The 12,227-nt window shown below is 64.4% G+C and carries 13 protein-coding genes; 7 read left to right on the top strand and 6 right to left on the bottom strand.

Translation table 11 applies throughout. The features are described from left to right. The first annotated feature begins 16 nt into the window (after window positions 1-16). The 6 genes from H7347_RS05195 (at window position 17) to H7347_RS05170 (ending at window position 5,021) form a co-directional block, all read left to right on the top strand. Window positions 17-1,159: a GuaB3 family IMP dehydrogenase-related protein gene (locus tag H7347_RS05195; protein WP_152821958.1), complete on the top strand. Its 1,143-nt coding sequence runs from the start codon at window positions 17-19 to the stop codon at window positions 1,157-1,159. Window positions 1,160-1,306: 147 nt separating this feature from the next. Continuing rightward, complete coding sequence (locus tag H7347_RS05190) at window positions 1,307-1,717, top strand: hypothetical protein (RefSeq protein ID WP_152821956.1); 411 nt, start codon at window positions 1,307-1,309, stop codon at window positions 1,715-1,717. Window positions 1,718-2,109: 392 nt separating this feature from the next. Beyond that, window positions 2,110-3,678 (top strand): glutamine-hydrolyzing GMP synthase, encoded by a 1,569-nt coding sequence (gene guaA, locus H7347_RS05185; protein ID WP_186337274.1) that lies wholly within the window; start codon window positions 2,110-2,112, stop codon window positions 3,676-3,678. A gap of 3 nt (window positions 3,679-3,681) precedes the next feature. After that, window positions 3,682-4,143 (top strand): DIP1984 family protein, encoded by a 462-nt coding sequence (locus tag H7347_RS05180; protein ID WP_152821952.1) that lies wholly within the window; start codon window positions 3,682-3,684, stop codon window positions 4,141-4,143. 260 nt (window positions 4,144-4,403) lie between these two features. After that, complete coding sequence (locus H7347_RS05175) at window positions 4,404-4,820, top strand: imm68 putative immunity domain-containing protein (RefSeq protein ID WP_186337273.1); 417 nt, start codon at window positions 4,404-4,406, stop codon at window positions 4,818-4,820. Between the two features lie 3 nt (window positions 4,821-4,823). Continuing rightward, the gene (locus H7347_RS05170; RefSeq protein WP_152821948.1) at window positions 4,824-5,021 is read left to right on the top strand and encodes a hypothetical protein; all 198 of its coding nucleotides are present in this window, start codon (window positions 4,824-4,826) and stop codon (window positions 5,019-5,021) included. Window positions 5,022-5,213: 192 nt separating this feature from the next. Here H7347_RS05170 and H7347_RS05165 read toward each other — a convergent pair whose 3' ends face one another. Then, window positions 5,214-5,642, bottom strand: a complete 429-nt coding sequence (locus H7347_RS05165; RefSeq protein ID WP_152821946.1) for a hypothetical protein — start codon at window positions 5,640-5,642, stop codon at window positions 5,214-5,216. A 9-nt stretch (window positions 5,643-5,651) separates the two neighbouring features. Then, window positions 5,652-6,296 (bottom strand): hypothetical protein, encoded by a 645-nt coding sequence (locus H7347_RS05160; RefSeq protein ID WP_152821944.1) that lies wholly within the window; start codon window positions 6,294-6,296, stop codon window positions 5,652-5,654. A gap of 105 nt (window positions 6,297-6,401) precedes the next feature. On the opposite strand from H7347_RS05160, the gene H7347_RS05155 reads away from it, so the two are divergent. Then, window positions 6,402-7,277 (top strand): sucrase ferredoxin, encoded by an 876-nt coding sequence (locus H7347_RS05155; protein WP_152821942.1) that lies wholly within the window; start codon window positions 6,402-6,404, stop codon window positions 7,275-7,277. On the opposite strand, the gene H7347_RS10730 is transcribed toward H7347_RS05155, so the two are convergent. The 4 genes from H7347_RS10730 to H7347_RS05135 form a co-directional block, all read right to left on the bottom strand. Continuing rightward, entirely contained in the window at window positions 7,274-9,916 is a 2,643-nt protein-coding gene (locus H7347_RS10730) for an ATP-binding cassette domain-containing protein (RefSeq protein WP_227659017.1), read from the bottom strand. The genes H7347_RS05155 and H7347_RS10730 overlap by 4 nt on opposite strands. A gap of 69 nt (window positions 9,917-9,985) precedes the next feature. Next, entirely contained in the window at window positions 9,986-10,288 is a 303-nt protein-coding gene (locus H7347_RS05145) for a lactococcin 972 family bacteriocin (RefSeq protein WP_152821941.1), read from the bottom strand. A 184-nt stretch (window positions 10,289-10,472) separates the two neighbouring features. After that, the gene (locus H7347_RS05140) at window positions 10,473-11,150 is read right to left on the bottom strand and encodes a methionine ABC transporter permease (RefSeq protein WP_152821939.1); all 678 of its coding nucleotides are present in this window, start codon (window positions 11,148-11,150) and stop codon (window positions 10,473-10,475) included. Further along, entirely contained in the window at window positions 11,147-12,205 is a 1,059-nt protein-coding gene (locus H7347_RS05135; RefSeq protein ID WP_152821937.1) for a methionine ABC transporter ATP-binding protein, read from the bottom strand. The genes H7347_RS05140 and H7347_RS05135 overlap by 4 nt, the downstream gene beginning before the upstream one ends. Window positions 12,206-12,227 lie beyond the last annotated feature (22 nt).

The raw sequence follows: 12,227 nt of genomic DNA, 5'->3' as shown, positions 1-12,227 counted from the left end.
GATAGACGAGTACCCCATGCGCGATTACATTGAGATTGGCATCGGGCGCGAGGCCCGCCGCACGTACCGTCTCGAGGACGTCTCCCTCGTCCCCTCGCGGCGCACCCGTTCCTCCAAGGACGTGGACACCACCTGGAACATCGACGCCTACGCCTTCGACATCCCGGTCATGTCCCACCCCACCGACGCCCTGGCTACCCCCGAGTTCGTGGCGGAGATGAGCCGCCAGGGCGGCATGGGCGTCATCAACGCCGAGGGCCTCTGGGGCCGCCACGCCGACCTGGAGGCCGCCATCCAGCGCGTGATCGACGCCGCCGATAACGACGCCGGGCTGGTTTCCACCGAGGCCACCCGAGTCCTCCAGGAACTCCACGCCGCCCCGGTGGACGATGACCTGCTGGCCGAGCGCATCCGCGCCGTGCGCGCCGAGGGGGCCACGGTGGCGGTGCGGGTCTCGCCCCAAAACGCCCGCGAGTTTGCCCCCAAGGTCATCGCCGCCGGGGCCGAACTGCTCGTCATCCAGGGCACCATGATCTCCGCCGAGCACGTGACCGAGGGCGGCGAGCCGCTCAACCTCAAGGACTTCATTGGCTCCCTCGACGTCCCCGTCATCGCTGGGGGCGTGACGGATTACACCACCGCCATGCACCTCATGCGCACCGGGGCGGCCGGGGTCATCGTGGGCGGCGGGGTGAACACCAACGGCCTGGCGCTGGGTATCGAATCCGCCATGGCCACCGCGATCGCCGACGTGGCCGCGGCGCGCCGGGACTACCTGGACGAGACCGGTGGGCGCTACGTGCACATCCTGGCCGATGGCGAGCTGGAGACCTCCGGCGACGTGGTCAAGGCCATTGCCTGTGGCGCGGACGCGGTGGTGTTGGGCACGCCGCTCGCCCCGGCCGTCGAGGCTGGGGGCAAGGGGTATTACTGGCCGCCCACCGCCGCGCACCCGAGGTTCCCCCGAGGCTTCGTGGCCGAGGCCTACGAATTCGCTTCCGACGAGGAGTGGCCGAGCCTGGAGGAGATCCTGCACGGGCCCTCCCGGGAGGCAATGGGCCTGCACAACATCGTCGGCGGGCTGCGCCGGGCGATGGCCAAGTGCGGGTACACCGATCTGAAGTCCTTCCAGAAGGTGGGGCTTTCCGTCGCGGGGTAGAGGGGGGTTGTGGCGAAAGACGCTTACCTAGAGGATATTCGTCCTCCGGGGGTGGATTGGCTGACGAGGATCGTGCGCGTCAGCCCCATCTATTCGGAGGCGTGCGGGGGCTGTTCTTCTTGCGCTCGCGCCCTGGAAGGGAGGGGCGTGGGGGATAGCGGCATTCATCTCGGTGTCGGTGCTCTCTTCGCCGGTATCTTGTTTCGGGCGTGGCAGAACAAGTACAAGCAGGAAAGTTACCGGCATGCTACTCAATCTGAATCGCTGAAGGTTCGGGAATACCTGGCGAGCCTGAACATGATGAATATGCTTCCCAGGAGCGCGATAGTCATGGAGGGTAAGCGTGAGCGGGAGAAGCATCTGCATGCCGCCCGTCAGGCTATGCTTGAGTTTGCTCGTCATGCACTTCCTTCCAGCGACAATGTCCGTGTCAACCTGTTTACCGTCAGTGATTCGGAGAGATTCTGTCTTGAGGCTCCGAGGTGGGGTGTGGCGGGAAGCTCCTCTAAGGTCTCTGATCGGATTTTTTCGATGAAGGATGAGAGCTTGAAAAGGTAGTGGCGGGTGAAGGGAAGCTAGAGGAGGACGTAAAGCAGGCTCCCCGGGAAATACTCCTATGGATCGTTCGCCACCGTCCCGGTGTTTGCGGGGGAGAGGCTGTACGGCTTGTGGACCGCTGATTCTAGAGATGGTTACGGCCTCGCAGAGGTGGATCTTCAGATCCTGATAAGCATAGTGTCTGGTATGGCCACCGCCTTTGCGGTGGAGGCGGAAACGAAGTTTATCGACATGAATTCGAGGCCAGCCCTGAGCTGTACTTCCGCCAGTACCCCAAGCCGCGCTTCGGTTTCCAGCCCTCGTCTAAACGCTCGGCTAAGTATCGCAAGAATCCTTAGGGCTCCTTCCCCGCGCTGGGATAACCCCTCCTGCCTCGGGTAGGCTGGTGGGCTGTGACTGAAGCGCAGCAGAACCATCTTCCCCGCCCCGTCCTCGTCGTCGATTTTGGTGCTCAGTACGCCCAGCTCATCGCTCGGCGTGTGCGTGAGGCCCGCATGTACTCCGAGGTGGTGCCGCATACGATCACGGCCCGGGAGGTGCGCGCGAAGAATCCCGCCGCCCTGGTGCTCTCCGGGGGCCCCTCCTCGGTCTACGCGGAGGGCGCGCCCTCCCTGGATCCGAAGATCTTTGAGCTAGGCCTGCCGGTGTTTGGCATCTGCTACGGCTTCCAGTTGATGACCAACGCCCTGGGCGGCGAGGTGGCCGCCACCGGGCAGCGGGAGTACGGCCGCACGGACATGGAGGTATCCGGCGGCCGCCTGCACCGCGATTTCGAGACCACGCACACGGTGTGGATGAGCCACGGCGATTCGGTCTCCCGCGCGCCGGAGGGCTTCGAGGTCACCGCCACCACGGCAGGTGCCCCGGTGGCGGCCTTCGAGTGTCCGGATAAGCGCATGGCCGGCGTGCAGTATCACCCGGAGGTGCTGCATTCCCCGCACGGCCAGGAGGTGCTTACTCGCTTTCTCACCGAGATCGCGGGCCTGCCGCAGAATTGGACCCCGGAGAACATCGCGGAACAGCTGATCGAGGCCGTGCGCGAGCAGGTGGGGCCGGAGGGGCGCGCGATCTGTGGCCTGTCCGGCGGTGTGGATTCCGCGGTGGCTGCGGCCCTGGTGCAGCGCGCCATTGGGGATCGCCTCACCTGCATCTTTGTCGATCACGGCCTGCTGCGCCAGGGCGAGCGGGAGCAGGTGGAGCAGGACTTCGTGGCCTCTACTGGCGCGCGCCTGGTCACCATGGACGAACGCGCGGCCTTCCTGGACAAACTGGCGGGGGTGAGCGAGCCGGAGGCCAAGCGTAAGGCCATCGGCGCGGAGTTTATCCGCTCCTTCGAGCGCGCCGTGGCTGGGGTGTTGGAGGGCCAGGAGGTGGACTTTCTCGTGCAGGGCACCCTGTACCCGGACGTGGTGGAGTCCGGGGGCGGTGCGGGTACCGCCAACATCAAGAGCCACCACAACGTCGGCGGGTTGCCCGATGACGTGGAGTTCACCCTGGTGGAGCCGCTGCGGTTGCTCTTTAAAGACGAGGTGCGCGCGGTGGGCCGGGAGTTGGGCCTGCCGGAGGAGATCGTCAGCCGGCAGCCCTTCCCCGGCCCGGGACTGGGTATTCGCATCATCGGCGAGGTCACCCAGGAGCGCCTGGACATCCTGCGCGCCGCGGACGCGATCGTGCGCGAGGAGTTGACCCGGGCGGGCTTGGACGGGCAGATCTGGCAGTGCCCGGTGGTGCTGCTTGCGGATGTCCGCTCGGTGGGCGTGCAGGGCGACGGCCGCACCTACGGGCACCCCATCGTCTTGCGCCCGGTGTCCTCCGAGGACGCCATGACTGCCGATTGGGTGCGCATCCCCTACGAGGTGCTGGAGACGATCTCTACCAGGATCACCAACGAGGTGGCGGAGGTCAATCGCGTGGTGCTCGATGTAACCTCCAAGCCCCCGGCGACGATCGAGTGGGAGTAAGGCATGAAACTGGCGGAGGCTCTCGCGGAGCGCGCGGAGGCGCAGCGCCGCTTCTTCCAGCTCAAGGAGCGCCTGAGCCTCGTGGCGCGGGTGCAGGAGGGCGAGGAGCCGGACGAGGATCCGACGGAGCTGCTGGCGGAGGCCGAACAGCTCCTGGCGCGTCTCACCTGGCTCATTCGCAGAATTAATGCCACCAATACGGTCACGGCCTTCGACGAGGAGCATACGCTGACCGACGCCATCGCCAGACGCGATGCCGCCCGGGTGCGCCGCGAGCTGTACGCGGATTTGGCCCAGGCCGCCAGCGCCCGGCAGGATCGCTACTCGCGCAGCGAGATCCGCTACGTGGCCAGTATGAACGTGGCGCAGCTGCGGGTGAAGATGGACGAGGCCGCCAAGGAGTACCGGCAATGGGACACCGCGATTCAGCAGCTGAACTGGAGCACTGATTTAAGAGAGCGCTAAGACCAGAAGCAGGTAGCTCATTTCCGGGACGTCAGCGAGTACGAGGCTGATGACCGCGCAGCCGATCATCGCGGTGTCTCTCTTAAGACAAACCCTGGGGCACACGGGAGGCCGGCCCACGCCGGATGCATGGATCAGGCCCACCACGGTGCACACGGGTATGGCGCATGGAGAATCGAGTATCACCGGGTACTGGGGCGTTTCCAGTGGGAATGAGCGAGGGCGGGTTCAGGGGATCTTCTGGCGGTAGTGTGGGGTGCATGTGCGTATCGTTGCAGGAAACCGAGGAAATGGCGGCCGTGGTGGCGTGGCTGGAGAGCCAGGAGGCGGCCCCGGTGGAGCTCTCGCTCGCCTTTGCGGAGCTGGGTCTTGAGGATCTGCACGGAAATTATACCGACGCCGCCCTGCCCCACGGGGACGCCTTTTTGTTGGCGGCCGGGCTGGCCGCCGTGGTAGCCCGGGCCAAGAAGAACGCCGGTGCGGTGGAGCTACAGCAATGGGGAGGACGCGGGACGAGAGAGCTGCGCAGCGACGTGCCCCGGATCGTCCAGCTCGCCACGGCCATGAAGTATTTTGCCCTCGATCCCGAGGAGCATCGGGTGGCCCGGCGCTTTGACGAGGACGCCCTGGCCGGGCTAGCCGATCAGGCCGAGACCCTGCGCGGGCAGCTGGATTAGCGGATGCGTGCCTTCTCGGTCGAGCCGTGGCGGGCGGTGGCATTCTCCCTCGTGTTTAGCGTCATCGTGGTGGTGCAGGGCTCGATGTCGTGGGGGTGGTGGCTGCCCGTGGCGGCGGGCAACGCGGCGCTTTTTTATGTAGGACATGCGCTTTATGTGTGGGCGAATAACAAAATCCGCGGGATCGTCGAGGAGTCATAGCCGGGTGGTGCGCAGAAGCGAGGTTTTCCCCACCCCACGAGGACCCATAAAACGCGGGTGCGACCTTCTCAGCGAGGGCAGGCCGCCGTCATGGTGAGGAGTCGCCGGATGGCGGTGACGTGCTTGTCCCTTCCGAATACCTCGTGAGCCACCGTACCGGGCGTGTATGGGCTGGGCTGCATACATCGCCCACTAACGAGGGCTGACGTGGACGTAGGCGAGGGCCCGGGAGCCGTCTACGTGTGGAAACGTCAGATGAAGCCAGCCGGTTGTTGCGAGGAAGACAAGTGCGCTGACCCAGGGCGGAGCCGGGGCCAGCAGGGGAGCAAGCATGATCGCCAACCAGAGCGCAAACAGTGGTAGGAACTGCCAGACCTGGGGCCGCCACGGTGCGCGGTGTTCGCGGCGGTATTCTCGCATGCGGCGGCGGTAGGGGTGGATCAGCGGCAGGCTGAGGCTGATAAGCAGGAACAGGAGCACCAGCGGCACCTGGATCGCCCGGGGAAGGTCGGTGCTGAGTACCGCCACGGCGGCCCCGCCGAGGACGGAGCTGCTCAGCCGCACCACCGGGGGAGTGGGAATGGGCGTCACGTGCGCGCGCATGGTGGCGTAGGTATTCATGGGCATCGTCTAGGGAACGAGGTCGATGACCAGGCGGGTGGGTTCGTCGAGCACCTGCACGGAATAGGGCACCTTCTTGTTCAGTCCGATGATGAATTGGGAGCGCCCCTCGAAGGTTCCCGCGCTGATGACGTCGGTGATGTTCCCGCTATCGGATGGGGTGATCCGGTTGAGATGGGGGTCCTCGATGCCGAGGTCGAAAGGGTAGACGGTGCCGTCGATGTTTACGGTCAGGGCGGTGGCCCCGTGATATTCGATGGGGCTACCGGAGGCCTGCTGAGAGGGGTGATCGGTGTAATCTGCGTACCAGCCGGGGTGCCCCTGGCCCTTCATCTCAAAGACCACCCGGTCGAAGCCCTCGTGCGCGCCGATGCGCATCTCCGTGACCACCAGCTCGGAGGGTTCCCCGGGGCGCATAGTCTTCATGGCGATGTCGGCGTTGCCCAGCGGGGTCAGGCCGGCGCCGTTTTTATCGGAGGTCGTGGCGCCGTCGGCCTGCGTGCTCCGCGAGGCCGGGGTGGCGCTGCCGGGTGGCTCCGGCGACGCGGCCTCGTTGTCCGTGCCGCAGGACGCGAGCAGTAGGGCGCTCGCGACGAGCGCCGCGGCCATGGCGTGGCGGCCTGGGGAGCGGGGGGCGTCGATAAGCACTGACATACCGCTACCGTATATCGTGGGGGCAACCTTGTGAAATGTATATGGCACGGTGAGGCGTACAGATATCTCGATGCATTACCGGAAAAGCCGCTAGGATAGCGGCCTATGGTTACCACGCCTGCGCAGGACACCCCGCTGTGCTCCGACGCGCTCCGGGGTCCGTTGGCGGGTTCGGCCAAGAAGGGCGAGGTCTACGTGCTCTTTGAATGGCCCGGTGGGTGGTCGCGCGACGTGCTCGACGGCGGAACCTTTGGCCCCGATCTCAGCGCCCGATTGAAAAAGATGCTCAAAGGCACTGCCAGCCTTCAGCTCATCCGCAGGCCCGGTCGCGCCGGCCGCGAGGTGGGCAGCAAGCACCGCTGCTACCTGGTGTGGGTGCGCGAGGCACGGATGGAGCTGCTGCTTATCGACGCCCCCGAGGATCTTCTGGGCCTCGATCTCACCGGGCCGGGCCGCAACGGCGGCCGCCTCGTGGATACGCCCCTGGTGTTGGTGTGTACGCACGGCCGTCGCGATCGGTGCTGCGCGATCAAAGGCCGCCCCCTGGCCGCCCAATTGCAGGAGCACTGCCCGAACTCCGTGGTCTGGGAGACCTCGCATACCAAGGGGCACCGCTTTGCCCCCGCGATGCTGCTCATGCCCTGGGCCTATTCCTTCGGGCATCTCAACCCCGAGGCCGCTGGCGAGATGGTTGAGCGAGCTCTGACCGGACGGTATTTTTACCCCGGTAATCGTGGCACCGGCCTCTATGGGCCGCGCGGCCAGGTGGCGGAGCTGCACGTGGCGCGTGGCCTGCTCGCCGTCGGGGAGGATCTGCGTTACGGCGATCTGACTGCGGATGACGCCCCGGAGGGTGCCGTGGTTGTGCGACACCGCGACGGGCGCTCCTGGCGGGTGGCGCTGCACCGCCGCGAGGTGGAGGGCGTGGTGGCTTCCTGCGGCGGTGCGCCCAAGACGACCAGCGTGTGGGTGGCGGATTAGTCCTCGTCGAGGAATCGGCTCAGGTCGATGTGCTGGTCTGCGGCGTCGCGCACCTCGGGGGCGTGGGTGGCAATCACCACCGTGGCTCCTTGGTTGGCGAGGTCGCGTAATTGTTCCACCACGTTGTGTCCGTTGTGGGGATCGAGCGCGCCCGTGGGCTCGTCGGCCAGGATGATCTCCGGTTGGCGGGCTAGGATGCGTGCCAGGGCCACGCGCTGTTGTTCGCCGCCGGAGAGTTCGTGCACCACGCGCTTGTGGTATCCGCTTAATCCCACGGTTTCTAGCGCGGAATCTATGCGTTCTTTTTGCTGCTTATTTGTTGTGGCAAGGCGGATATTGTATTCCGCTGATTTGTCTGGGATGAGGGCGTAGTCCTGGAATAAAAACCCCAGGTTGTTCTTGCGGAACGCGCGTCGCTTGCCGCTGGATAATTTCTGGATGTTCTTGCCTGCTGCCATAATCGTGCCGGAATCGGCGGTATCGAGGGTGCCGATGCAATTGAGCAGGGTGGATTTACCGCTGCCGGATGGTCCGGTGAGTGCGGTGATGCTGCCTTGGGGGCAGGTAAACTCCACCCCGCGCCACAGGGTGCGTGGGCCGAAGGTTTTGGTCAGGCCGGAGACGGTGATGGTGTGATTCATGATGGTTCTCCTTAGCGCGCGGGGGTGTGGGAGTACATGCGGCCGAAGCGGGCGGACATGAAAAGGCAGGTGGCGGCCCACAGCAGGGAGATGCTGAGGGTGGTGGCCACGAGTTCTGGGGTGATGGCCATGGTGCGCAGTATTTCTCTGGGTATGGCGGTGAGCGCGGCTTCTTTGTAGGCGTGGTGGCGGTGCAGTAACCATGCCACGGGAATGAGTAGGAATACCGCCTCGATGAGTAGCAGGCCTGCGCGTGCCCGCCAGGGGGAGCGTCCCATGAGGTCGGTGACGATGAGGCGCTGTCGGTGCCGGGTCTGATACACGGCGGCGGAACCGATCACGTAGGCGGTGACCACGAGGATGAGGATTGCCAGGTTGATGGGATTGGAAGCGGAATTGGTTCTGTGCTTTGGTATGTGCTTCCTCCCAATGCGATAGCGCGGTGAAATGTCCGCCGATGTAGGGGCCGGCCGAGGGATCGGCAATGAGTTTCTGCATGGCCTCACTGTTGGCGGCGAATAGTCGTAACTGCGTGGCGGGGGCAACGAGGTTGAGATCTGCCAGTGTTTCTAAGCTGCGGGGGAGTACTATGATGGGAATTTTGCTCACTGTGGCCTCGGGGGTGGTGAAGCCAAAGGAGGTGGCGTAGGTGAATATTTTGGTATCGCCGGGAATGGGTTTTTCTATGATGTTTGGCGCCGGAATTCCTGCATAATCGGCTTCGAAAAGTATCTTTTGGTGGGCGCGGTCGATGTGCTCGGGTGGGGTGCCTTCTGGGATCAGGATGAGCGCCTCGCCGGGTTGGGCTCTCTCGCTGGCGGGGAGGGAGAGTTCTTGCTCGGCAAAGAGGGTATTGGTGAGAAATAATTCCGGGTTGGCGGTGTTATCTAATTGAACATCGGCGAGCAGGATTTCGTTTCTTTCGTCGGCGGCGCGCAGGGCGGGTGCGATGTCTCCATGCATGTCCCCCGTGCGCGTGGAAATATAGAATGCCTCCGCCTCGCCATGCGCACGCCAGACCTCGCGCTGCGTTTTCTGATGATCCATTTCTAGGGCTGCGGCTACCACCTGACTCACCGTGCTGATGGTCACGAGGAGGGCGCACAAGCGCAGAGCATAGGTGCCGATGGTCACGGGTGCACCGGGAATCTTGCCGCCTAGTGCGGGAATGAGGGAAACCAGATGGAGGATGCCCACCGCAACGAGGAGGCTAAGGAAGAACACGATGCCGCCGAGTAAGCCGAGTGCCGCGAAGCATTGCAGGTATAGTCCCACCGCGCGGAGCCCGTTATAAAAGTAGAGGGCCAGGGCGCTGAGCGCCGCGCTAGCGAACAGGGAGACGAGGGCCGTGGGCAGGAGGTCGCGCAGGTCACGGCCGATGATGTTCCAGAATCCTTGGCCGTGGATGCGTCGAATGGCGTAATCGCGTGCCCGTAGGAGAACCCCGCTCAGGGTCAGGGTGGCGACGAGGAACAACATGGCCGTGACGGTGACGATGACGGGATCGGTAAGAAAGTAGTACCACTCGAGCTTGAGGGAGCTTGCTGTAAAACCCAGGCTTTCCACGTGCTGTTGGAGATCGCGCACCTCTGCTTTATCGCCAGAGACGTGGTACAGGCCACCTGCGTCTGTCAGCGGTGCCTCGGATAGGGGGCTTACGGAGACGGTTACCGAGGGGTCAAATCCCGAGTATCCGGTGCGTAACCACGTGCTCATGGTGGAGGAATCCTCCCCGGCTGCCACGTAGAGATGATGGGTGGTGCCTGCGGCGGTGGTCTCGAAGTGCTCCAGGCCCACGGTGATGCGGCGATCTTCGGCATAGTGCACCAGTTCGTCGCGGAGCTCGGTGGGGGAGGTCTCTCCGGAGGACTCCATGATCAGGAATCCTTGCCTACCGGTGGAACCGAGATCGCTGTCGAGCAGATGGGCGAGGGGAAAGGCGACAAGAAAGCTTAAAAGAATAAGAACGGCGGCGGACACGTGCAATAAGCGCTGCATGGGCGGGTCTCCTAGGGAGGCGCCCCGCCCGAAGCATAAGAGGCGGCGGGTGGGGCGTGGGGGCGGGGATTAGCAGAAGCGGTAGTAGGATTTATCCACTGCATAACTTCTCTTGGGTGCGGAGGCCTTTGCCCACAGGTTGGGGTCCTGGCACCCACTATCGGCGGTGAAGGTTCCCACGGCGGTAGAACCGTGCTTGGTTGTGGGGTGATAATAGTTGGAATAGACGTGGGTGCTGTTGATGCCATAGCTCCAGGTGCCACCATCGACGTTGACCTGGATTGCCAGCGCGGCGGCCGCGCCGCCTGCGACCAGCGCGCCGGACAGTGCGGTGGCGGCCAGGCTGCGGGAGAGTTTCTTACTGAATGACATGGAGTACCTCCTTGTTTCAATATGAGGGAAGGAACATTTTGTTCCTGTCCTGGACCGTAGTCTTGCCTAACTCTTCTATCTAGAGGTATCTCCAACTTTTTATGGAGCAAGGGTAAAAAATACCCCTACCGCGGGGAATCTCTCCCAAGCTGCGGTGGGGGTGGTGTCGAGTAGCCGGAGGGGGTTAGCGCCTCATGATCTTCTTTGATAGCCAGTTGCCGAGGAACTGCGCGAGCTGCACCAGGATGACGATGACGATCACGGCCACGTACATCGTTTCCTTATCGAAGGCCCGGTAGCCGTAGACGATGGCGAAGTCCGCGAGGCCGCCGCCGCCGATGTAGCCCACCATCGCGGACATGTCCACGATGGCGATGAAGATGAAGGTGTAGCCCAGCACCAGCGGCCCCAGGGCCTCCGGGATGATCACCGAGGTGATGATCTTCCAGGGGCTGGCGCCCATCGCCCGGGCGGCCTCGATCACGCCGGGGTCGATGGCCACGAGGTTTTGCTCCACGATGCGCGCCACGGTGAAGGTGGCGGCGATGACCATGACGAAGATGCCGGCGTCGCGCCCCACGGAGGTGCCCATCGCGGCCACGGTGAGGGGCTGGAGGGCGGCGATGAGGATGATGAAGGGGATGGGGCGGATGAAGTTCACCAACACGTTGAGCACGGTGTACACCACGGGGTTTTTCAGGATGCCGCCGGAACGGGTGGTGTAGAGCAGCACACCCACGGCCAGGCCGAGGAGCCCGGAGAGCAGCATGGTCACCGAGACCATGATGAGGGTATCGGCGATGGCGTCGCGGAAGGTATCGCCCAGGCGATCCCAGTCTGCGGCGAGAACGGTGGTGGTCATCGGGTGATCTCCTGGATGGTGGTGGTCTGCGCCAAGGTCTCGCGGAAGGCCTCTACCGCGTCCTGCGGCCCGTCGAGCCGAACGGTCATCTTGCCGAAGCTGTGTTGCTGGAGGGTAGTGACGCCGCCGTGGACGATGGCGATGTGCACCCCGGCGCTGCGAGCGGCGGCCGCCGCGGCGAAGAAGCCGGATTCCTCGGTGAGCTCGATGGTAAACAGGCGGCCCTCGTGGGCCAGCAGATCCTCGGTCTCCACGTTGTCCGGGGTGTTGCGCAGCGACGTCGCCACGAAGCGCCCGGCCACCGCCGTGCGGGGGTGGGAAAAGACCTCGTAGACGCTGCCGTACTCCACTACGCGGCCGCGTTCCATCACGGCCACCTTGTCCGCGATGGCGCGCACCACCTCCATCTCGTGCGTGATGACCACGATGGTGATGCCCAGCTCCTTGTTCACCCGGCGCAGCAGGTCGAGGACGTCGTGGGTGGTCTCCGGGTCCAGGGCGGAGGTGGCCTCGTCGGCCAGCAGCAGGGAGGGGTTGGTGGCCAGGGCACGGGCGATGCCCACGCGCTGCTTCTGGCCGCCGGAGAGCTGCTCGGGGTAGTTCTGGCCCTTATCGTCCAGGCCAACGAAGCTCAGTAGCTCCGCCACGCGGCGCTGGCGCTCGTCCTTGGGTACCCCGGCCAGCTTGAGTGGGTATTCGATGTTGCCCGCCGCGGTGCGCGAGGTAAACAGGTTGAACTGCTGGAAGATCATGCCGATCTTGCTGCGCACGCCGCGCAGCTCGCGCTCGGACATGCCCACCACGTCGGTGCCATCGAGCAACAGTTGCCCGGAGGTGGCCTGATCCAGGCCGTTGATCAGGCGTACCAGGGTGGACTTGCCTGCCCCGGAGTAACCGATCACGCCGAGGATCTCCCCCGGCTCCACGGTGAGGGTGACGTTATCCACGGCTGTGGTCTCAGAGGCCTGGTGGCGGGCCTTGGCGGGGAATACCTTGGTGGTATTGCGGAACTCGATCCGGGTTCCGGTGCCGGTAGCGGCGGAACTAGCAGCCATAAGGAGTGATACCTTTATTTCT

Origin of the sequence: Corynebacterium sp. zg-331 (genome assembly GCF_014267345.1) — a bacterium.
Taxonomy (GTDB): Bacteria; Actinomycetota; Actinomycetes; order Mycobacteriales; family Mycobacteriaceae; genus Corynebacterium.
This window is presented reverse-complemented; position numbering and strand designations above follow the sequence as displayed.